The sequence below is a fragment of the Croceicoccus sp. YJ47 genome, from assembly GCF_016745095.1.
GTDB lineage: Bacteria > Pseudomonadota > Alphaproteobacteria > Sphingomonadales > Sphingomonadaceae > Croceicoccus.
In genome coordinates this window covers 636,757-659,025 of the sequence record NZ_CP067087.1, presented here as the reverse complement: position 1 = coordinate 659,025, position 22,269 = coordinate 636,757, and the positions used below count along the sequence as shown (strand labels likewise).

Sequence of the window (22,269 nt, the reverse complement as noted above, 5' to 3'; positions counted from 1 at the left end):
ACGCTGACGACGGTTTTCGTCCCGGAGAATTTCATGAGCATCAATATCGGTCCGCCGGCGGTTGAGGAGCTTCGCCCCCGCATCACCGTGATCGGCGTCGGCGGCGCCGGCAATAACGCCATCGCCAACATGATCCGTTCGGAGATCGAGGGCGTCGATTTCGTCGTCGTGAATACCGACGCGCAGGCGCTGAATTCCTCCATCGCGGAGGACCGGATCCAGCTTGGCCCCGAAATCACGCAAGGGTTGGGCGCGGGCGCACGTCCCGAGGTCGGCCGCGCGGCGGCGGAGGAAACCATCGGCGAGATCGACCGCATGCTGGAGGGCGTGCACATGTGCTTCATCGCCGCGGGCATGGGCGGCGGCACCGGCACGGGCGCGGCGCCGGTCATCGCCAAGGCCGCGCGCGAAAAGGGCGTGCTGACCGTGGGCGTGGTCACGAAGCCGTTCATGTTCGAGGGCAATCGCCGCATGCGCGCCGCCGACGCGGGCATCGAGGAATTGCAGAAGCACGTCGACACGCTGATCGTCATTCCGAACCAGAACCTCTTCCTGGTCGCCAGCCCCGACACCACGTTCAAGGAAGCCTTCCTCCTCGCCGACGAGGTGTTGCAGCAGGGCGTCCGGTCGATCACCGATCTCATGGTGATGCCGGGCCTCATCAATCTTGACTTTGCCGACGTGCGTTCGGTCATGGGCGAGATGGGCAAGGCCATGATGGGCACGGGCGAGGGCGAGGGCGACAATCGCGCGCTCGAAGCCGCGGAAAAGGCCATCGCCAACCCCCTGCTCGACGGGGTGTCGATGCAGGGCGCAAAGGGCGTCATCGTGTCGATCATCGGCGGCGAGGACATGCGCCTCATGGAAGTGGACGAGGCGGCCAACCATATCCGCGATCTCGTCGATCCGGATGCGAACATCATCTGGGGTTCGGCCTTCAATCCCGATCTTGAGGGCAAGATTCGCGTGTCGGTCGTCGCGACCGGCATCGATCAGAGCGCCGACCGCCAGGAATCGCCCGCGGTGAAGGGTTTCTCCATGGGGTCGGGCCGTGCCCCGGTCCATCCCGGCTCGTCCCCCGCACCAGCACCCGCACCCGCACCCGCCGCGCCGCCCGCACCGGTGGCCGAAACGCGCAGCGCGGCACAGGATGGTGGCGCCGGCCTGCCCGACCCTGCCGATGATCGCGAGTTGAAGGCGCCCGGCACCGACCACGGTTTCGCCGAGGATGCGCACGACGACGAACCGCTCGAACTCAATCTCGATCAGCAGGCCGATATTCCGCCGCCCGCCGACGCGAGCGACGAATTGCAGCTTGGCGGGATGGAGGCAGAGCCCGCCCCCCGGCACACGCCGCCGCCCGCGCCGGCTCCCGACCGCCTGACCCCGCCCGAAGACGTTGCTCCCACACCCGCACCGGCGCGTCCGGCGCCGGCCCCGCGCAGTTCGGGCGGCGGCAGCACCTTGTTCGAGCGCATGGCCAATCTTTCGCGCGGACGGGACGACCGCCGCGACGAAAGCCGCGATGCGCCCCGCCGCGACAACTGCCGTGTCGATCTCGAAGATGACGACGATGACGATGGCGCACTCAACATCCCGCGCTTCCTGGGTCGCAACAATCGTTAAGCGCATGCGTGGCTTTTCCGCCGGCATGGCGCGCCGCCTGCGCCCGGTCCTGGCCGCCGTTCTGACGGTGGGGGCGGGCGCTGGCGTCGCGGTTTCGCCGGTCGCGGCCGTGCCGGTGGTGCAGCCGCTGCCCGGCCCGGATCAGATCGCGTTGACGGATGCGCGCGCGGTGCTCCTGCGCGATCCCGACAATCTGGGGGCGCTGCGCGAGGCTGCGGTGGCGGCGGTGCGGCTGGGCGATCCGGAAGCGGCGCTGACCTATGTCGAGGAAGCGGAGAAGCACGCACCGGCGGATCCTGTCATTGCATCCGTGCGGGCGGCGATCCTCGCCTTGCGGGGCGAGCCGCAGGCCGCGCTCGACCAGTTCGCGAAGGCCGAGGCCAATGGCGCGCCCGTCGCCGATCTCGCCGCGGATCGCGCGCTCGCCTACGACCTCATCGGGGATCAGCCCTCGGCCCAGTATTACTACCGGATTGCCGCGCAATTGCTGCAGCAGCGCGACGTTCCGCCCAATAATTACGTCGCGGACGAGCTGACCCGGCGCCACGCGCTCAGCCTTGCCGTCGGGGGCGATTTTGCCGCCGGCGATGCCGTATTGCGTCCGCTGCTCGAACGGCAGGACCTTTCGGGTTGGCGCACGCGGGCCTTCATGCTCGCCATCAGCGGGAACGAGCGCGAGGCGGTCGCACTGCTCGGCACGGTCTTGCCGGCCGAACTCGCCGCGCAGATTTCGCCCTATATGCGGGTCATGCCGAGGCTGAGCAATGCGCAGCAGGTCGCCGCGGCCACCTTCGGGCGTTTCCCGCGCATGGACGCGATCGCTGCCGATCCGCAAGCACGCTCCGACAGGGCACGCTCCGACAGGGCGAAAGCATCGCGGCGACGCGCCCGGCGCAGCAGGGGCGAATGACCGATGCGACCCATCCCGGCACAGGGAGGGTCGTTTTCCACATGGTCTGCACAGCTGTGTGGGGTTATGCCCCGGTGCGGCATGGGGCGCGGATTGGCAAGCGGGGGTGCGGCAGGGCACGAGCATGAAGGCTGGCCCCGCATCACGCGCGGGGCGGGCGATCCATGCGGCGGGAGCGACGATGACGACAGGACGCAAAATGATGAGCACCCAGGAGGAGCTGGCCCCCGTCGACATGCTGATGTCGCTCTTCGAGGCGCGCAGCTGGCCCTACGAACTCATCGGCGAGGACGAGATCAGCGGCGAGGTGCAGGGCGCCTGGGCCAAGTATCAGCTGCGCGCGATCTGGCGGCACGAGGATAACGTGCTTCAATTGCTGTGCCTGCCCGAAACGCGCGTGCCGCAGGACAAGCGGGTTACGATGTTCGAATTGATGACCCTGGTGAACGAACAATTGTGGCTGGGTCATTTCGATATCTGGTCCAACGGATCGGTCCTGCTTTACCGCCACGGGTTGATGCTGGGCGATGATGGCTTACTTAGCCTGTCACAGGCGCAGACCGCCGTGGAGGTGGCCGTCGAGGAATGCGACCGGTTCTATCCGGCGTTTCAATTCGTTTTATGGGGCGATCGCGACGCGCAGACGGCCTTGCAATCCGCGCTCGTCGATGCCGCAGGAGAAGCTTGAGATTATGAACGTGATGACGACGAAAACACCCGGCTCGATGCTGTTGATCGGTTGCGGCAACATGGCGGGTGCCATGCTGGACGGCTGGCTCGCAGGGGGGGTGGATCCGGCGATCTTCACCATCGCGGACCCCTATCGCGAGGATGCGCCCGATGGCGTGCGCCTGCTCAAGGAACTTCCCAAGGGCGAGACGTTCGATGCGGTGATGCTCGGCATCAAGCCGCAGATGCTCAACGACAATGCGCCGGACATCGAACCGCTCATCGGGAGTGACACGGTCGTGCTGTCGATCCTGGCGGGGACGCAGCTCGATACGCTGGCGTCGAAATTTCCGCGCGCGGGCGGTATCGTGCGCGTCATGCCGAACCTGTCGGCGGCGCTCGGCAAATCGCCGCTCGCACTCGTCGGCAAGGATGTCGGCGACGAACAGCGCGCCATGGTCGATGCGCTCGCCGCGCCGCTGGGGCAGGGCGAATGGCTGCCGGATGAAAGCCTGTTCGATCTCGTCACGGCCCTCGCCGGATCGGGGCCGGGCTTCGTCTATCGCTTCATCGATTCGCTTGCCAAGGCCGCGACCGAGCTTGGCCTGCCGCGCGAACAGGCCGATCGGCTCGCGCTCGCCACAGTCGAAGGGTCCGCCGCGCTTGCCGCGAACAGCGAACATTCGCCGGGCGAACTGGCGCGCCGCGTCGCATCGCCGGGCGGGGTGACGCAGGCCGGGCTGGACACGCTCGATGAAAACGACCGCATGCTGACCTTGATGACCGATACGCTGCGCAACGCGCGCGATCGCAGCATCGCGATGGCCAAAGAGGCCTGAACCGGCCGAAACGATACCGGCGTTAAACATTTGTTTCCCGTTGGTATCCGATTGTAACGCAAGGTCGTCGTAGCCCGGTTTCCCTTGAATTCGGGGGCGATCGGGCCGATATTGCATGCAACGGCCCGCCTTGTCGCGGGTTGGCAGAGGAGTTAGGACACAATGGCAAACTGGAACGATCCCCAGCCCACCCGGACGGGCTTCGGCGCGTCCACGGGCCTCGACGGGCGTATGCAGGCGCGGGAGGGCTTTGACGCAGGCCTGCGCAAATACATGCTGTCGATCTATAATTATATGGCGATGGGCGTCGCGCTGACCGGCGTGGTGGCATTCGTCATGGCGAACACCGCCTTTGGCGTGGCGATCATGACTTCGCCGCTGATGTGGCTGATCGTGCTGTCGCCGCTGGCCATCGTTTTTGCGATGTCGTTCGGCGCGAACCGCTTTTCGCAAGGCACGCTGCAGATCCTGTTCTGGGCGTTCGCGGCGCTCATGGGTGCGTCGATGTCGACGATTTTTGCCGTCTATACCGGCGCGTCGATCGCGGCGACGTTCTTTGCAACCGCGGGTGCGTTCGCCGGCCTCAGCCTGTTCGGCTACACCACGAAGAAGGACCTGTCCGGCATGGGCAGCTTCCTCATCATGGGCGTCATCGGCCTGCTGATCGCGTCGGTGATCAACATTTTCCTGCAGAGCGCGGCGCTGATGTGGGCGGTGAGCTTTCTCGGCGTACTGATTTTCGCAGGGCTGACCGCCTATGACACGCAGCGGCTGAAGCGTCAGTATTTTCAGCTCGCCGGCACGGATTTCATGGGCAAGGCGGTGATCCTTGGTGCGCTTTCGCTGTACCTCGATTTCATCAACATGTTCCAGTTCCTGCTGATGTTCATGGGGCAGCGCGACTGATCGCGGTTGCTCCCTCGCTTCCGGTCCGCACGGGCGGGCCGGATGACGAAATGGCGATGACAGCATGTGCCCGGCCGGACCCGATCCGGCCGGGCATTTTGTTGGATATTCGCCATTTACGAGCGGCCCCGGCTTGGCGCATAAGGGGGTTCGGACACGATCTGTTTCGGGGCTGCAAGCGCTTCACGCTGCGGTCATCGCCCATCGGTCAGATCGAATGTCGGTATATCTCCCCGAATTGAGAGAGGGTCGCATAGCATGGCGGGACGCATTTCCACGATTTTTCGATTGGCCGCCCTGGCCAGCATGACCGCGATCGCGGCATGTTCCTCCACGCCCGAACCGGCGCCGCCGCCGCCGCCGCCGCCCGAGCCGGAAGCATTCCCCGCCCGCCCTCTGGCGCCCAACCGCGCCCACGAAGGGCTTCAGGTGCCGCGCACCGATCCGACCGGGGTGCGTCAGACGGTCAATACGTGGGTGACCCCGGCGCAGGCGGTCTGGAACCTGCGCTCTGCGTATAATGTCGCGGCGCTCAATTGCGACGGCGTGATCTACGAACCGATGGCGGAACGCTATGGCGCGTTTCTCGAAACGCACACGCGCGACCTCGCCGCCGCGGGCCGCACGGTGGATAGCGAATTTCGCCAGAAATACGGCCCCACGTTCCGCGATCCGCAGGACGCCTACATGACGCAGGTCTATAATTATTTCGCGCTGCCTGCGATGGAGGACGAGTTCTGCCCGATCGCGCTCGCGGTAAGCGAGGAGCTCGCGCTGATGCCGAAGGGCGGGCTGAGCGAGGCGGCGCCGGGCATGCTGCTCCGCATGGAAGAGCCGTTTCTCGCCTTTTTCAAGCGGTACGAGGCGTACAAGGCAGAAGCCGCCGCGTGGGAGGCCCGATATCTCGCCACTTACGGGAAGCCCTATCCCTACACGCCGCGCAGTTTCGCGCCCGCACCGATCATCGCGCCGGTGGCGGTCGATGCGAATGGCAATCCCGTCGATCCCGCGGCGGCCAACGCTGGCGTGCCCGCGACCGGAGGGACGGTCGTGACCGACCCTGTCAATGCCGTTCCGCCCGTTCTGCAACCGCAGATCGTGCCGGCTCCCCCGGTTCCGGAGGCACCGGTTGCTGTGGGTGCGACCTCCGCCGATCCGAATGGCACGACGCCGCCGGTCACCACCACCGGCCAATAATCGATAACCGGCGGGCAAAGGGCGGATTTTGAAAAATCCCCCTTTGCCTCAGCCTCATCATGCGGTAACAGCGCCGCGTTCGCCGGATGAAGATATGCCCGCGAACACGACTGGAACGGGGCCGTAGCTCAGTTGGGAGAGCGCGTCGTTCGCAATGACGAGGTCAGGGGTTCGATTCCCCTCGGCTCCACCAGTCTCCTCTTCCTATCGCCGGGATCGTGCACGGGCCACCACGGGTGCGCCCTGCCGCCTCGCGTGAGCGAAGCGGACAGCATCCGCCGGTGCCTGCGGCGACGGCGCAAAGAAAGGGCCGCGAAGGTTTCCCCTCGCGGCCCGTTTCATGTCCGATGCCTCGCGGCGATCAGATCAATCGTCGTCCTTCAGGAACGCCGGCATGTGGTCGGGGCCTTCGCCCTTGTCGGCCGGGCCGCCACGATTGCCGCCTTCGCGGCGCGGGCCGCGTCCGCCACGACCACCCCGGTCGCCATCGCGACGCGGACGGCGATCACCGCCGCGGTCGCCCCGATCGGAGCGTTCGCCCCGGTCGCTGCGCGGTTCGCGCGGCGGGCGGGTGTCTTCGAGCTCTTCACCGGTTTCCTGGTCGACGACGCGCATCGACAGGCGAACCTTGCCGCGCTGATCGATTTCGAGCACCTTGACCTTCACTTCCTGCCCTTCGGACACGACGTCGGTCGGCTTTTCCACGCGCTCGTTCTTCATTTCCGACACGTGGACGAGCCCGTCCTTGCCGCCCATGAAGTTCACGAATGCGCCGAAATCGACGATGTTCACGACCTTGCCGGTGTAGACCTTGCCGACTTCGGCTTCCTCGACGATGCCTTCGATCCACTTCTTCGCGGCCTCGATCTGGCTGTTGTCGGAGCTGCTGATCTTGATCAGGCCCTCGTCGTCGATGTCGACCTTCGCACCGGTTTCGGCGACGATCTCGCGGATCACCTTGCCGCCGGTCCCGATGACGTCGCGGATCTTCGACTTGTCGATCTGGATCGTCTCGATGCGCGGGGCGTGCTGCGAAATCTCGGTGCGGGCGGAGCCCAGCGCCTTGGTCATTTCGCCCAGGATATGCGCGCGGCCTTCCTTCGCCTGGCTCAGCGCCTGGGTCATGATCTCGCGTGTGATGCCCGCGACCTTGATGTCCATCTGAAGCGAGGTGATGCCCTGTTCGGTCCCGGCCACCTTGAAGTCCATGTCGCCGAGGTGATCTTCGTCACCCAGGATGTCGGACAGCACGGTGAATTCCTCGCCTTCGAGGATGAGGCCCATGGCGATGCCCGAAACCGGGCGCGTGATCGGCACGCCGGCGTCCATCATGGACAGACAGCCACCGCACGCCGTCGCCATCGAGGACGAGCCATTCGACTCGGTGATGTCCGACAATACGCGGATGGTGTAGGGAAAATCGTCCTTCGTCGGCAGCACCGCACGAAGCGCGCGCCACGCAAGCTTGCCATGGCCGATGTCGCGGCGGCTGGGCGCCCCGAAACGACCGACTTCACCGACCGAATAGGGCGGGAAGTTGTAGTGCAGCATGAAGTTCGAATAGGTCAGGCCCTCGAGCCCGTCGATCATCTGCTCCGATTCCTTGGTGCCAAGGGTGGTGGTGCAGATGGCCTGCGTTTCGCCGCGGGTGAAGAGCGACGAACCGTGGGTCCGGGGCAGCAGGCCGACGATCGCCTCGATCGGGCGAACCTGCGTCGTGGTGCGGCCATCGATGCGGGTGCCGTCCTTGAGGATGGCGCCGCGCACGATTTCGGCTTCCAGCTTCTTCACGGCCTTAACGGCGGTCATCTGCGTCTGGCCGTCTTCGTCGGCGAAGGCCTCCTTCGCCTTGGCGCGGGCGGCGTTGAGCGCGTCCGAACGCTCCGACTTGTCGGTCAGGCGATAGGCGGCGGCGATGTCGTTGCCGACGATCCCGCGCAGCTTTTCCTTGATCGCCGACTGGTCGTCGCTGACGTCGATTTCCCACGGATCCTTCGCGGCCTTCTCGGCGAGGTCGATGATCGCGTTGACGACCTTCTTGCACTCGTCATGCGCGAACATCACGCCGCCCAGCATTATCTCTTCCGAAAGCTCCTTGGCTTCGGATTCGACCATCATCACGGCATTCCCGGTCGCCGCCACGATCAGGTCGAGCGCGGTGTCGGCGGCATGCGCCTGCGACGGGTTCAGCGTGTATTCGCCGTCTTCGTAACCGACGCGGCACGCGCCGATCGGCCCCATGAAGGGCACGCCCGAAATGGTCAGCGCGGCGGACGCGGCGATCATCGCGACGATATCGGGTTCGGTCTCGCCGTCATAGGACATGACCTGCGCGATGACGTTGATCTCGTTGTAGAACCCTTCGGGGAAGAGCGGACGGATCGGACGGTCGATCAAGCGGCTGGTCAGCGTTTCCTTTTCGGTCGCGCCGCGCTCACGCTTGAAGAAGCCACCGGGAATACGGTAAGCGGACGAGAATTTTTCCTGGTAGTGAACGGTGAGGGGGAAGAAATCCTGGCCCTCTTTCACCTTCTTCGCGGCGGTGACGGCGCACAGCACCACGGTTTCGCCATAGGTCGCCAGAACGGCGCCGTCGGCCTGACGGGCGATGCGCCCGGTTTCGAGTGTCAGCGTCTTGCCGCCCCACTCGATCGATACGGTTTTCGTGTCGAACATGTACTTTCCTCAATCCCGTAGGCCAGATTGCTCAGGCGGGGTTTCCTTGCCGGGAATATCCGTCCCGGTCCGGTGCGGGGCAAATCGGCCCCTGTTTGCAGGCGGCGACGCCGGATTGCGTTCGCCTTGCCCTTGATCGGGGGTCGCGGCGTGGCGCAAACCCCATAAGCGAAAAAGCGGCCCGTTTGATGAGGCCGCTTTCCCGTAACTCTCGGCTTACTTGCGCAGGCCCAATTTCTTGATCAGCTCGTTATACCGCTCGACATCGATCTTCTTCAGATAGGCGAGCAGGCTACGACGCTTGTTGACCATGACCAGCAGGCCGCGACGCGAATGGTTATCCTTGTGGTTCGCGTCAAAGTGACCGGTCAGGTTGCGGATGCGCTGGGTCAGGATGGCGACCTGCACTTCCGGGCTGCCGGTGTCGCCTTCGTGGCGGGCGTGGTCCTGGATGATCTGCTGTTTTTCTTCGGCGGTAACCGACATAGTCTTACTCCGCGACATCCTGTTAAAGGTTGAAGCCCCGAAGGACCCTTGCCTCGCCATCCGCAACCTCGATGAGGGCGACCGGCGTTTCGCCCGATTTCGCCCAGTAGGTTCCGTCGGGTTCGGCAAGCCCGGACAATTTGCGGCCCTGTCGGACCGCCCCTGCCGCGTCCGGGGAAAGGGAGAGGGCCGGGATGTCGTCCAGCCCCGCCTCTACCGGCAGGAGAATGCGTTCAAGTGGCGCGCCCTTGCCGATTTCATTCAGCATGTCCAGCGAAATCGCCTGCGCCTCGCCGAACGGGCCTGCGCGCGTGCGGCGCAGCATGGTCACGTGGCCATAGGTGCCCAGCGCCCGCGCAATATCGCGCGCCAGGGACCGTATATAGGTACCCTTCGACACTTTTGCCAGCAGCGTGACCGATTCGGCAAGTTCGAGCGGGGCCCCAGGGTCGTAAGGGTCGGGCCTTCCTCCCGCCGTCGCGAAGCTGCCCGCGATGCTCTCGTCCCGCCGCTCGGACGCGAGGGCGAGCGCGTGGATCGTCACGCGGCGCGATGTCATCTCGACGTCCTCGCCCGCGCGCGCACGGTCATAGGCGCGCTTACCATCGATTTTGAGCGCGGAATAGGTCGGCGGCACCTGTTCGATCGGGCCGGTGAAATGGTCGAGCACGGCCGCAATCGCGGCGAACGGCGGGCGCCGGTCGCTTTCGGCGATGACCTTGCCTTCGGTGTCGAGCGTGTCGGTCTCGCTGCCGAATTGCACGGTAAAGGCATATTCCTTCGTCGCGTCGAGCATCCGGCCCGCAAGCTTCGTCGCCTCGCCCAATGCGATCGGCAGCACGCCGGTCGCCAGCGGGTCGAGCGTGCCGCCATGGCCCACTTTCACCTTGCCCAGCCCGGCCTCGCGCAGGTTGCGCTTCACCGCCGAAACTGCCTGCGTCGATCCGAGTTCGAGCGGCTTGTCGAGTATGATCCAGCCGTTCGTCATGTGCGGAACCCGGCGACAAGATCCGCGATGCCGATATATTTGTCGAGCAGCCATTGCACCGGCGGCAGGATGACGTTTTCCACGATGCCGAGCCCCGGAAACACGTACGGCACCACAAGCAGCAGGATCACCACCAGCGCAAAGCCCGCCGGACGGAGCCGCTCATAGGCCGGTATCGCCCGGCGCGGGAGAAGCCCCTCCACGATATGCGACCCGTCGAAGGGCGGGATCGGCAGCAGGTTGAACAGCGCGAGGAAAATATTGATCGCGATGAAATAATAGAGCGAGGTCAGCGCAAAACCGGCGACGCCCGCCGCATCCGGCCCGGCCAGACCTGCAACCGTGCCCAGCAACACCGCGCCGACGAGCGCAAGCAGGAAATTGCTCCCCGGCCCGGCGATCGCGACCAGCATCATGCCGATGCGTGGATTGCGCAGGCGGTTCTTTGCCACCGGAACCGGCTTTGCCCATCCGAACACCGGCATCGACAGCATCGCCAGCACGCCCGGCACGAGCAAGGTGCCGACCGGATCGACATGGCGAACGGGATTGAGCGTGAGCCGCCCCTTTCGTTCCGCCGTATGATCGCCGAGCATGCGCGCGACAAAGCCGTGCGACACCTCGTGAAAGACGATGGCGATGATGAGCGGAACGATGAGCGCCGCGGCAAGATAGAGGGTTTCGTTCATGGCCGTCAGATAGCGATGAAACCCGCAAAGGCCAGCACACCGAGCTACCGAGGGCGAGAAAAAGACCGGCCACGAAAAAGGGCGCCCGGTCGGCCCGGACGCCCTTTTTCAAGAATCAGCCGAAGATCAGCGCACCCGCGGACCGCCGAACGGCAGCGGCGGCGGGGGGCGGCGCGAACCGCGCGGCAATTGCGCCTGATACGCGCGGCCGCAATGTTCGACGCAATAGGGGAAGCCGGGATTGACCGCCTCGCCGCAGAAATGGAAATCCGGTTCGCCCGGATGCCCCATCGGCCAGCGGCAGATCCGCTCGTTAAGGTCGAGAAGGCTGGTCTTGTCCGCGATGTCCGGGCTGGGTTTTGCAGGTACGAGCCGGCGCGGCGGCGCGGGCGGGATCGGCGGCTGCTGATCGCCCGGACCCTGGCGCAGGAAGCCGCCGGGGCCGACCGACACGATGCGCGGGCTGCTTTTCGGCGCGGGTGCATCGTCGTCCTCGCTCGCGGCGGGGGCCGGGGCGGGCGCGGGCTCGGCCTGCGCGCGGACGGGGCGTTCCACCGGGGCCGGGGCAGGCGCAGGCGCGGGTTCGGGCGCAGGTTTCGCCGCGACCGGTTCCGCTGCGGGCGCCTTGGGTTCGGGCGTTGCGGCCTCCTTCTTCGGCTTGGCCGGCTTGGGCTTCGCCTTTTCGCCCGATTTCACCGGCGAGGGCCGCGATTTCAGGCCCAGCCGATGCGCCTTGCCGATGACCGCGTTACGGCTCACGCCGCCCAGTTCCTCTGCAATCTGCGATGCGGTCGATCCGCCTTCCCACAGCTTTGTCAGCGTGGCGATGCGTTCCTCGGTCCAGCTCATGGATACTCCGTTCAAAAACTTTTCGCCCGACAGGGTGCGGGCGCGGCGTGGAAGGCGGCGGGGCTGCTTGCCATCCCCATCGCATGCCGGTAACCGCACCGACTGTATGAACGATCCGAAAATCACGCCCGCCCCGATAAAGCAACATGTCTCGCGCTTTCGCGCGCCGGGCGAGCCTATTATCGGCCGTGTCAACGGACTCGGGCTGTGGACGCTCTATATGAAAGAGGTCCGCCGTTTCTTCAAGGTGCAGACGCAGACAATCTGGGCACCGGCGATCACGACGCTTCTGTTCCTCGTCATCTTCTCGGTCGCGCTGGGCCGGTCGGGGCGGGAAATCCTCGGCGTGAATTTCGCAACGTTCGTGGCGCCCGGCCTCATCGTGATGGGCATGATGCAGAACGCCTTCGCCAATTCCAGCTTCAGCCTGCTGGGCGGAAAGATCCAAGGCACGATCATCGATTATCTGATGCCGCCGCTGTCCAATGCGGAGCTGATGATCGCGATTGTCGGTGCGGCGGTGACGCGCGGCGTGCTGGTCGGGCTGGCCGTGGCGCTGGCGATGGCGCTCTATCCCGGTGTCGACCTCGCCGCGCCGCATCCCTGGGCAATCGTGTGGTTCGGGCTGATGGGGACGGCGATGCTGGCGTTCCTCGGCATGCTGACGTCGATCTGGGCGGAAAAGTTCGACCATAACGCGGCGGTCACGAATTTCGTGGTGGCACCGCTCGCGCTGCTGTCGGGCACGTTCTACGTCATCGACAACCTCGCCCCGTTCTTTCAGTCGATCAGCAGGCTGAACCCGTTCTTCTACGTGATTTCGGGCTTCCGCTTCGGCTTTCTGGGGCGCAGCGACATCGGCGACACGAACATGGCGGTCCTGCACGGGGCCATCGGGCTCGGCGTGCTGAACCTCGTGCTCGCGTTCATCGTCTATGCGGTGCTGCGGTCGGGATGGAAGATCCGCAGCTGACCGGTCAATGGCTCAATGAGCGGTGCAGCGGGTAGCGGCCGTCGGTGAATTCGCCGAAGATCATCTCGATCGAGGGGTGATCGACCGGCCCTGAAATGCCGTCCTCGGTCAGGTTCTGCTGACTGACATAGGCGACATAGCTGCTTTCGTCGTTCTCCGCGAAGAGGTGATAATAGGGTTGTTCGCGCCGCGGGCGCAGTTCCTTGGGAATGGATTCGTACCATTCCTCGCTATTGGCGAAGACGGGGTCGATATCGAAGATGACCCCGCGAAAATCGTGCTTGCGGTGGCGGACCACGTCGCCGATGGCAGATCGCGCGCTCGTCACCGCAGGGGCGCTCACCGCCCGTCCGGCCTGCGGGGAATAGAACGTGGAGCGTTTCCTGCCCGCGTCCGTGTCGATCTCATTGGAACCGAAATTGATGCTCATGCCGCCAATATAGGCGCATGGCGGGACCGAAACAAGCGAGCGCCATTTCGCGCATGTGGGAAATCGCGAATAATTTGCGAATGCCCCCTTGGCAAAGGGCGGCGCATCGGTTAACCGCCCGCCTTCGTTCGACCTGTTGCCGAAAGGCGATGCACGAACCTCGGATGCGGAGAGGTGGCAGAGAGGTCGAATGCGCTGCACTCGAAATGCAGTGTACGGGCAACCGTACCGTGGGTTCGAATCCCACCCTCTCCGCCATCTTCCCTGATCATTCGCGATGATGCGTGGCCGCAATTTCCTGCTGTCCGGGATTTTGGGAAGCGCAATCCCTGCGCCGGGCAAGCATACTCGCTATCGTCCTTCAAACGCGTGCAGACGGCCATCTGTCTCCGCGTGCCTGCGGTCAGCGCAGCCTTTGCCGAAGCCATGAAAATCCTTCGGGAGATCGAGATCCATTCACCCCGAGGGGTTACCGCTTTGAGGCGGCATTTCCATCCGTGGCGCCATCGGAGGAGTGCTCATGGCTTTCTGATGCCATAATGCGGAACCGCAAAATCCGTACGCACAGAGGCGATCGACGCGGGAATCGCCGTGTCGGTCCGTTCACAATCTGGCGGGGCAATTCTCGAAAATGCTTTGATAACGCCCGTTCATTTTTACGATATCGATGCCCCGTTCGGCCAGCCAGCTATCATCGTAATAGGTGCAGCTATAGCGTTCGCCGCCATCGCACAGAAGCGTGACGATGCTCCCGCTTTCACCGGCATTCACCATCTCCTGCGCCAACGCCAGACAGGCGATGAGATTGGTCCCGGTCGACCCCCCCACATTGCGCCCCAGCGAATCGGACAGAGCCCGCATTGCCGCGATGGAATCGGCATCCTCTACGGGGATCATGCGATCGATGACCGTGGGCACGAAGCTGGGTTCGACCCGCGGCCTGCCAATGCCCTCGACGATACTGGCGTGCCCCTCGGGCAGCTGCGTCACGCTGCGATCGGCGTAGTGATGGTGGAAGATCGAATGGACAGGGTCGGCGACGCACAACCGGGTCGCATAGCGTTGATAGCGTATATAGCGCCCGATCGTGGCCGACGTACCGCCCGTCCCCGCGCCGCACACGATCCAGGACGGCACCGGATGCCGTTCCTGTTCCATCTGCGCAAAAATCGATTCCGCGATGTTATTATTGCCTCGCCAGTCGGTGGCCCGCTCGGCATTGGTGAACTGGTCGATGTAGTGACCGCCGGTTTCGGACGCCAGCCGCTGTGCGACCGCATAGACGGTGCGGGGATCGTCGACGGAATGGATTTCGCCGCCGTGAAATCGGATCGCGTCGAGCTTGGGAGCAGCCGTGGCGGCCGGGACCACCGCGATGAAGCGCAGGCCGAGCATCCTTGCGAAATAGGCCTCGCTGACCGCGGTTGATCCCGATGACGCCTCGATCACACAGGTGTCCTGATCGATCCAGCCATTGCAGAGCCCGTAAAGGAACAGCGACCGCGCCAGCCGGTGTTTCAGGCTGCCCGTCGGGTGGCTGCTTTCATCCTTGAGATAGAGCGTCACCCCCGGATGCCGCGGCAATTCGAGCCGCACGAGATGGGTGTCGGCCGAGCGATTATAGTCGGCCTCGATCTTGCGGATCGCTTCGGATCGCCATGCATGATCGGACGGCATCAGACGAGACCCCGCCGAACCAGCAAGGCGTCGATCGCGGCATCGCGGCCGCGGAAGGCGCGAAAGCTTTCTTCCGCAGGACGCGACGCCCCGCGTGACAGCACCTCCGCCCGGAAGGCATCACCCGTCGCGCGATCGACCACGCCGGCTTCGGCGAACCGCCCGAATCCGTCGGCGGCCAGCACCTCGGCCCATAGATAGCTGTAATAGCCGGACGCATATCCGTCGGCGAATACGTGTTGAAAGGAATGCGGGAAGCGATGCCATGCAGGCGGACGCACGACCGCCACCTTGTCGCGGACCGCCTCCATCACCGTCATCGGGTCGTCCCCCAGCGTGCCAAGGTGCAGCAACAGATCGAACAGCCCGAACTCGATCTGGCGCAGCAAGGTCATGCCCGACTGAAAACTGCGCGCCGCCAGCAGGCGATCGAACAGGTCGGGGGGCAGCGGCGTGCCCGTGACGTAATGTCCCGACATGCCGGTCAACACCTCGCGGTCCCATGCGAAATCTTCCATGAGCTGGCTCGGCAATTCGACCGCGTCCCATTCGAATCCGGCGATGCCGGCGATGCTCTACCGGTCCACCTCGGTAAACAGATGGTGGAGCGCATGCCCCGTTTCGTGAAGCAGCGTGACGATGTCGCGATGCGACAAAAGCGCCGGACTGTGTGCCCCATCGGGAGCGAAATTGCAGGTGAGATAGGCGACGGGCATCTGCCGGGTCGCGCCGTCGTTGATCCGGGACCGCGCGCTCCCGACCCACGCGCCGCCACGCTTCCCTTGTCGCGCGTGCAGATCGACGTAGAGACCGCCAAACACCGTCCCGTCCGCCTCGACGGTGTCGAAGTACCGGCAATCGGGATGCGGACGCTCCACGTCGCGGCGCTCGACCAGACGAATGCCATAGAGCCGTTCGATCAGCCTTTGCCAGCTTACAACGACGCGAGCGATGGGAAAATAGGCGCGGACCTCGCTTTCGTCGATTGCATGACGCTCTGCACGCAGCCGTTCGGATGCGAAGCCGACATCCCATGGCTGAAGCATGGCCAGCCCTAGTCTCGACGCGGCAAATTCGCGCAGCGTCGCCATCTCCCGCTCTGCAAACGGGCGCGCCCGCTCGGCCAGATCGTAGAGAAAGGTCAGGACCGCATCGGCATCGGGTGCCATCTTCGTTGCGAGCGACCAGGCAACGGGATCCGAAAAACCAAGGAGCGCGGCACCTTCGCGCCGCAATTCGAGGATCCGCGCAATCCGCTCGCCATTGTCGAATTGGTCGGCATGCGGGCCCTGATCGGACGCGCGCGTGCCGAAGGCGTCATAGACCTGCTCGCGCAGGGCGCGGTCCTCGGCGAATGTCAGTATCGCGGCAACGCTCGGTTGCTGAAGCGTGATGAGCCATCCATCCAGCCCGCGGGCGTGCGCCGCCACTGCCAACATCGCCTTGTCGGCACTCGACAGCCCGGCGAGGCGCGCCTCGTCGGTGATATGCGCGCTCCAGGCGTCGGTCGCATCGAGAACCGCACTGGAAAAGCCGTTGGCGAGCGCCGACAGCTCCATCGATATGTCGGCAAACGCCTTTCGCGCCTCGGGTTCAAGGGCAATGCCGGCCAGGTTCGCATCGCGGATGGCCCGCTCCACCGCGACGCGATCCGCCTGGGGAAGCGCGGCAAAATCCTCCGCTTCGGTCAGCTTGACGAGGAGGGCGTGAAGATCCCTGTTCTGCTGTACCGCCATGCTCGACTGCACGAGATGCGCCTGTCCTTGCGCATGGGCCTCGCGCAGCGCGGGCGTGTCGGCCACGGCATGGACATGCGATACGGCCGACCACAAGGCATCGATTGCGGCCTGGCTGCGTTCAAGCGGCAACCACAGCTCGCCAAAATTTTCGGGCGCGGTGCGGACCAGCTGCGCAATGGTCGCGTCCTGTGCGGCGAGAACCTCGTCGAGTGCGGGGGCGATCGCACCGGGGGTAATGGCCGCGAAGGGGGGCAGGGCGGCGGGGTCCGCGAGATGATGCGTCATGGCAAATCCTCGATAGGTTTGAGTGTCAGGAGGCGTGCGTTGCCAGAGTGTCGAGAACGATGTCGGGCACCGTTCGGGCACGCTCGATATAGCGCGCATTGGCGCGGTTGAGATGCAATTCGAAGGCCGCGGCCAGCGCCGGTGCCCGGGACCGGAAGATCGCCGGGATGTCGACATGTTCGCCCTTATCCCGTTCCGGCTGCGTTTCCGCGTAAATTCGGTCCAGCATCGCGATCGCCTGTTCATGTTCCACAGCGTCGAATTCCGGGTCGTGCTCCTTTGCCGCATGTTGCACCCAGTCTGCGATCAGGGCCGTCAGCGCCGATCGGCTGGTCCGCAGCGGCCAGCACGCGTTCGCGCACGCCTTCAGCGCGAATTGTCGCTCGCCGTGCGGGGGCGCCTCGGCGGCAGCCTGCTCGATCGCACGGCGCAGCTCGGACCATGCGCGGCGCGGCGGGGGCGCATCGTGCCCCTCCGCCTCGTAGAGGCTGAGCAGGTCGCCATAATAGGGCGAGGCCAGACGGTCGGCGCCCATCGCGCGGAGCATGGTCCGGGCGATCCGCTGCGGTACGGCGGAAAGATCGGCGCCCGGCTCCACGCTGGATACCCATCGCAGCGCATATCCTTCCGCCGTATCGGGGGCGGCGTAAGCCGTCATGGGATCGAGCAGGCCTCCAAGCGCCAGCGGGTAGCCGTAGCGTTCGGCATAATCGACGCTGTCTCCGCCCTGCACGGAGATGCCGAGCGGGCTGCCGCCTTGCCCATCCCATTGCGTCGCGCCGAAGCGAAGCGTGCCGTTCGCGGCATGCTCGCGCAGGCGCGCCAGCAGCTCGGCCTTCACGGCCGGATCACCCCTGAAAGCCACGGTCATAAATGGTTCTCGATCCAGTAGGCCAGTTGCGCACGGGAGCGCAATCCGACGATCCGGTCGATTTCCTCGCCATCTCGATACAGGATCAGCGTCGGAAAGGCGCGGGGCCCGAAATGTTCGGCAACCGACGGATCCGCGCTGACATCCACTTTGAACACCCGGATGGCACCGGCGAAATCGGCCGCCAGATCGTCGAGCACGGGCGCAAGCGTCCTGCATGGCGCGCAGCTGGGAGAGAACAGGTCGAAAAGCGTCAGGCCGGCATAGCGCGTAAGCTCGGCCACGGCGGTGCCGGTCATGTCGACTGCCTTGCCATCCCTTTCCGCGATAGGCGCTGTATCCATATCGGGGCGCCGGCTTTGCGCAGCATCAGTCAATATTCGTGTCCTTCTGGATTTTGGCGGGCCGTGCGCGGCCGTCGGCAAAGGTCAACGTGTGGCTGTGATGCGCCACGAGCGCTTCGTCATGCAGCACGCTGATGATCGTGATGTCGGGGAGATTGCTGCGCACGCTGTCGTAGAAATGCCGGGCATTGTCCGCATCCAGCGCGCTGGTCGCCTCATCGAGGACCAGAAGGCTCGGGCGGTGGAGCAGGATGCGCGCCAGCGACACGCGCTGCTGCTCACCGGGAGACAATTCTTCGTGCCACATCCGCACACCGTGCAATTCGTCCCGCAAATGGCCCAGCCGCACCTGCTCGAGAAGCTGGGCAATGCGCGCATCGTCATGGTCTTCGGGCCGGTCCGGAAAGCAGATCGCTCCCTTCAGCGTGCCAAGCGGCAGATAGAGGCGCTGCGGCACGAACATCGCGCAGCTGTCCAGCGCCATGGCGATGTGGCCCTCGCCATCGGGCCATAGGTAGGCCAGTGCCCGCACCAATGTCGATTTGCCGGCACCCGATGCCCCGATCATGGCCCAGCGCTCGCCTTGGCCAATCTGCCAGTCGCCGATGTCGACGAGCGTATCGCCGTGCGGGCGGTGCAGCGCCAGACCCCGAGTGGCCAGAACGACGCCGGGGGCGGTGCCGGCCCCAACCGCGATCCCCGGCGGACGGGTATCGTCAATGGCGTCGTCCAGCCCCTTGATCCGGTTGAAATAGCTGATCTGCTGGCCAATCAGCTGATAACTCTTGACGAAATAGCCAAGCTGCATGCCCAGCTGGCCGAATGCCTCGCGCCCGGCCATCAGCTGACCGAACGACATGCCGCCGGCGAAATAGGTCGGAACCATGATGAACAGCGGAAGCACCGTTCCCAACCGGTCGTATATGCTGCCCGCCGCCGTGATGCCGAGCGAGCTGTAGATGACCGAGCGGAAGTTTCTGCGCACCGCATCGAACGACATGCCGAGCGCCCGGCGTTCCGTCGGTACCGCGCCTGCCAGCCCGATCTGCGCCGCGTTGCGCCGCACATGGATGAGACCTGCGCGGAAATCCGCCTCCCGGTGCTGCTGACGCATGACGGCGCGCACATAGGGCTGGCCGATCTTGGCCGTCAGGTAGGAGCCGACGACGGCATAGGCAACGGCATACCAGACGGTGCTGCCCGGAATGGAAAATCCGGTCCCCGCCATCTGAAATTCGATCGGCGGAGCGGTTTCGAGCAATACCATCGCAAAGGTGATGCCCGTCACGACCGAGCCGATCAGGCGCATGACGATATGCAATGCGCCGATCGACATGCCGAGCGCCGCGGTGATCGCGTTCAGGTCTTCGGCGATGCGCTGATCCGGATTGTCGATGATGCGCAAGCGCTCGATCTCGGCATAGCGATTGCGGCTCATCCAGCGGTCGAGATAATCGCGCGTCAAGAAGGTACGCCAGCGGATCGACAGCAAGCCGTCGATCAGATTTTCGACCAGGATCATCACGACCTGCATCGCCATGATCCCGAGAAAAACGATCATCAGCGGCACCAGCTGCTCGGAGGCACGCTGTTCGACGGAATCGAAAAATTCCTGTTGCCAGCGATTGGCCCGCAACAGGATGAAGGCCGTGCCGAACTGAAAGAAGAAAAGCGTGATCAGCGCGAACCACGCGAATTTCCAGTCGGACGACACCCAGTAACCGCTGACCACGTGCCAGGCGTCGCGCCACCGTGCCCTGGCGGATTGGGGCGGGGAAACGCCCGTCTCGCGACGGACCTCTCCGCTCTGGGTGGGTTGCGGCATCATGGCGATAGGTTCACCCGATCAGAAGAAGCGATAACCGACGGTAAGGCGCCATGTGCGCGGTTCGCCGAGCGGAACGTAATTGATGGAACGCGTCGGGTTGAAGTTCTCGGCGTCGAACAGATTGCGCACGCCGACATTGATGTCCAGATCGCCGATCGACAGGAAGCCGTTCAGATTGGCGAACGTCGCCGCCGGAATGCGATACAAGTCGAGCCGATCGATTGCCGAGCTGGAGCGCCCGGACACGCTCGCACCGATGCCCGCTTTCATGCGATCGGCGATCTTGCGTTCATAAGACGCGTAGACATTGTATACATCGCGCGGCTGGCCGTTGACGGTATTGCCCAGCGTATTCGATGGCTCCAGGAATTTATAGTTGGTGCGCGTGTAGGCGGCGGATACCGTCAGGCCGCGAAACGGACGGCCGCTGACATTGATGTCGATGCCTTCGCCTTGCTGGCCGGGCACCGAAATCTGGAAGCGCGGATCGACGGGGTCGCGGTCCAGCAGATTGGTTTGCCGAATGTTGAACCAGGACGCGTTGAGCAGGACGCGCTCGTCGAACAGATCCCACTTCACGCCAATTTCGGCATTGCGCGAGCGAATGTCCGGCAGCGTATTGCCGGACCGGTCCAGCGTCGTGACCGGCACATAGCCAAAGGCCAGCGAGCCGAAGAGCGAAAAATGGTCGGTCAGATCCACAACCGCGCCGTAATTGGGCGTCGTCGCGTTCGTTTCGTTTTCGACCGGCGTGCCGCCCGACACCGCGGAGGTAATCGTGGTGTTGTTGTGGCGCACGCCCGCCACGAGGTGAACGGGCCCAAACCCGATCAGATACTGGCCGTAATAGCCGTATTGGGTCGAATCCAGGTCGAACGACAGATTGTAGTTCCGCGCGAGCGGGCGCAGCGTGGCGGGCGGGTTCAGGAAATTATACGGAAACAGACCGCCGTCGCCGGCGTAAATCGCGCGGACCTTGCTATCCACAACGGTCATGCCCGCCACGATCTTGTGGCTTACCGCGCCGGTATCGAAGGAAATCCGCCCGAAGGCATCGACCGTGTCGTTTTCCGACGTTTGCCGGGTGCCGCTGCTCGACACGAGCAGAAGGCCGTTATTGTCGAGAATGGCGAAGGGCGAATACTGGCGCAGCGCGAAATTGATCGTCTGATGCTGACCGCGCGCGACGACCGAGAGCCAGTCGGTGATTTCCTGCGAAATCTCGGCATTGAACTGCGTGGTTTCGATCTGAACGCCCTGGTCCTTTCCGCCGATCAGGGGCTGGCCGTCCGGAATGTCGTAGGGTTCGCCGGTGACCCTGTTCATGACCGTGAAGGGCACCACGCCGAACAGCTGATTGCCGAGCGTTGCGGAGACGATGATGTCGCTCTTCGCGTTCTTGTATCGGACCGACGGGGCGAACAGATAGTCCTCGTTACCGCGATAGCCGCCGAAATTCCTGTCGGCTGTGGCTGCGGTCGCGATGACGCGGGCACTCAGCCGGTCGTCCCGCGTTAGGGACTGGTTGGCGTCGATCGTACCGCGCGCCAATCCGAAGGAGCCGGTTTCGGCGGTCACATGGAGCCGCTCCTCCGCATAGGGCTTTTTGGTGACGATATTGATCGTGCCGCCCAGATTGTCGCTGCCCAGCAAGATGGCGTCCGGGCCCTTGAGCACCTCGATCCGCTCGATATTGGCGAGCGGCAGGGTGGTGCCCGCGGCAAAGGTGGAACTGGAGGCCGAAGGCAGGCCGTTGACCGCTCCGTTGGAATCGAACCCGCGAACGGAGAAGCTGACGCCGCCCTGCACCGTCGCGGTGTTGGCCACCACACCGCCGGCATTGGCCAGCGCTTCGGTCAGCGTCTGCGCCTGCTGTCGTTCCAGCAATTTGGAGGAGATCACCTGCGTATTGCGTGGTTGTTCCCGCAAGGATTGCCCCAGCCGGGATGAGCTGGTCGCGCCGCGCACCAGGACATTGTCTTCTGCTTCGTTGAGCCTTGCGATAACCACCAGCTCGTTGATGATGGCAATCCGTCCATCGTCGCTGATCTGTACCGCCACGGGCAGGCCCCTCGTCGCCTGATCGACCGCATCGCGCTCGCTGCGGGCATCGACGACGGGCTTTGCCGTCAATCCCTCGGTCGCGGCCGGATCGATGTCCATCGGCGCGTTCCATTCGTCCGCGATCCGCTGCAGCGCCTCGCTGAGCGGCATGGCCGGTTGCGATTGCGCAGGGGACTGTGCCCATGCCGTGCCGGGCGTCGCAACGCAGATTGTCAGAAGGTAC

At 64.5% G+C, this 22,269-nt stretch carries 18 protein-coding genes, 2 tRNA genes and 1 pseudogene; 9 read left to right on the top strand and 12 right to left on the bottom strand.

Annotation, left to right across the window (positions count from 1 at the left end):
* Positions 1–33 precede the first annotated feature (33 nt).
* The 7 genes from ftsZ to JD971_RS03130 all read left to right on the top strand — a co-directional run bounded on the left by ftsZ (position 34) and on the right by JD971_RS03130 (position 6,340).
* Entirely contained in the window at positions 34–1,626 is a 1,593-nt protein-coding gene (gene ftsZ / locus JD971_RS03160; protein ID WP_202085881.1) for a cell division protein FtsZ, read from the top strand.
* A 4-nt stretch (positions 1,627–1,630) separates the two neighbouring features.
* On the top strand, positions 1,631–2,536 hold the full coding sequence (locus tag JD971_RS03155; RefSeq protein WP_202085879.1) for a M48 family metallopeptidase: 906 nt from the start codon (positions 1,631–1,633) through the stop codon (positions 2,534–2,536).
* A 199-nt stretch (positions 2,537–2,735) separates the two neighbouring features.
* The gene (locus JD971_RS03150; RefSeq protein ID WP_236672242.1) at positions 2,736–3,224 is read left to right on the top strand and encodes a YbjN domain-containing protein; all 489 of its coding nucleotides are present in this window, start codon (positions 2,736–2,738) and stop codon (positions 3,222–3,224) included.
* A 13-nt stretch (positions 3,225–3,237) separates the two neighbouring features.
* On the top strand, positions 3,238–4,044 hold the full coding sequence (locus tag JD971_RS03145) for a pyrroline-5-carboxylate reductase (RefSeq protein ID WP_202085875.1): 807 nt from the start codon (positions 3,238–3,240) through the stop codon (positions 4,042–4,044).
* Between the two features lie 162 nt (positions 4,045–4,206).
* Positions 4,207–4,950: a Bax inhibitor-1/YccA family protein gene (locus JD971_RS03140; RefSeq protein WP_202085873.1), complete on the top strand. Its 744-nt coding sequence runs from the start codon at positions 4,207–4,209 to the stop codon at positions 4,948–4,950.
* Positions 4,951–5,256: 306 nt separating this feature from the next.
* Complete coding sequence (locus JD971_RS03135; protein ID WP_202085872.1) at positions 5,257–6,147, top strand: hypothetical protein; 891 nt, start codon at positions 5,257–5,259, stop codon at positions 6,145–6,147.
* 117 nt (positions 6,148–6,264) lie between these two features.
* Positions 6,265–6,340 (top strand) — tRNA-Ala (locus JD971_RS03130).
* Between the two features lie 173 nt (positions 6,341–6,513).
* On the opposite strand, the gene pnp is transcribed toward JD971_RS03130, so the two are convergent.
* The 5 genes from pnp to JD971_RS03105 form a co-directional block, all read right to left on the bottom strand.
* Positions 6,514–8,823, bottom strand: coding sequence for a polyribonucleotide nucleotidyltransferase (gene pnp, locus JD971_RS03125; protein WP_202085870.1), 2,310 nt, complete (start codon positions 8,821–8,823; stop codon positions 6,514–6,516).
* Between the two features lie 216 nt (positions 8,824–9,039).
* Complete coding sequence (rpsO, locus tag JD971_RS03120; RefSeq protein WP_202085869.1) at positions 9,040–9,309, bottom strand: 30S ribosomal protein S15; 270 nt, start codon at positions 9,307–9,309, stop codon at positions 9,040–9,042.
* A 22-nt stretch (positions 9,310–9,331) separates the two neighbouring features.
* A complete protein-coding gene (gene truB, locus JD971_RS03115; protein WP_202085868.1) occupies positions 9,332–10,297 on the bottom strand; it encodes a tRNA pseudouridine(55) synthase TruB in 966 nt (321 codons plus the stop codon).
* Complete coding sequence (locus JD971_RS03110; protein WP_202085867.1) at positions 10,294–10,986, bottom strand: site-2 protease family protein; 693 nt, start codon at positions 10,984–10,986, stop codon at positions 10,294–10,296. Before JD971_RS03110 ends, truB begins: the two co-directional genes overlap by 4 nt.
* 126 nt (positions 10,987–11,112) lie before the next feature.
* Positions 11,113–11,835: a GcrA family cell cycle regulator gene (locus JD971_RS03105; protein WP_202085866.1), complete on the bottom strand. Its 723-nt coding sequence runs from the start codon at positions 11,833–11,835 to the stop codon at positions 11,113–11,115.
* Between the two features lie 106 nt (positions 11,836–11,941).
* Between JD971_RS03105 and JD971_RS03100 the strand changes: the two genes are divergently transcribed.
* Positions 11,942–12,808, top strand: a complete 867-nt coding sequence (locus JD971_RS03100; RefSeq protein WP_202085865.1) for an ABC transporter permease — start codon at positions 11,942–11,944, stop codon at positions 12,806–12,808.
* A 4-nt stretch (positions 12,809–12,812) separates the two neighbouring features.
* Here JD971_RS03100 and hspQ read toward each other — a convergent pair whose 3' ends face one another.
* Positions 12,813–13,238: a heat shock protein HspQ gene (hspQ, locus tag JD971_RS03095; protein WP_202085864.1), complete on the bottom strand. Its 426-nt coding sequence runs from the start codon at positions 13,236–13,238 to the stop codon at positions 12,813–12,815.
* Between the two features lie 168 nt (positions 13,239–13,406).
* Here hspQ and JD971_RS03090 point away from each other — a divergent pair.
* A tRNA-Ser gene (locus JD971_RS03090) sits at positions 13,407–13,496 on the top strand.
* A 345-nt stretch (positions 13,497–13,841) separates the two neighbouring features.
* Here JD971_RS03090 and JD971_RS03085 read toward each other — a convergent pair.
* The 6 genes and pseudogenes from JD971_RS03085 to JD971_RS03060 all read right to left on the bottom strand — a co-directional run bounded on the left by JD971_RS03085 (position 13,842) and on the right by JD971_RS03060 (position 22,196).
* The gene (locus JD971_RS03085) at positions 13,842–14,915 is read right to left on the bottom strand and encodes a PLP-dependent cysteine synthase family protein (protein WP_202085862.1); all 1,074 of its coding nucleotides are present in this window, start codon (positions 14,913–14,915) and stop codon (positions 13,842–13,844) included.
* Positions 14,915–16,939, bottom strand: a pseudogene (locus JD971_RS03080) (M3 family metallopeptidase). Before JD971_RS03080 ends, JD971_RS03085 begins: the two are co-directional and overlap by 1 nt.
* Positions 16,940–16,964: 25 nt before the next feature.
* Complete coding sequence (locus JD971_RS03075) at positions 16,965–17,804, bottom strand: hypothetical protein (RefSeq protein WP_202085860.1); 840 nt, start codon at positions 17,802–17,804, stop codon at positions 16,965–16,967.
* A gap of 2 nt (positions 17,805–17,806) precedes the next feature.
* A complete protein-coding gene (locus JD971_RS03070; RefSeq protein ID WP_202085858.1) occupies positions 17,807–18,109 on the bottom strand; it encodes a co-chaperone YbbN in 303 nt (100 codons plus the stop codon).
* Between the two features lie 70 nt (positions 18,110–18,179).
* Positions 18,180–19,886 carry an ABC transporter ATP-binding protein/permease gene (locus JD971_RS03065; RefSeq protein WP_236672241.1) on the bottom strand — a complete coding sequence of 569 codons (1,707 nt, stop codon included), beginning with the start codon at positions 19,884–19,886 and terminating at the stop codon, positions 18,180–18,182.
* Between the two features lie 114 nt (positions 19,887–20,000).
* Positions 20,001–22,196 carry a TonB-dependent siderophore receptor gene (locus tag JD971_RS03060; protein WP_202085856.1) on the bottom strand — a complete coding sequence of 732 codons (2,196 nt, stop codon included), beginning with the start codon at positions 22,194–22,196 and terminating at the stop codon, positions 20,001–20,003.
* Between the last annotated feature and the right edge of the window lie 73 nt (positions 22,197–22,269).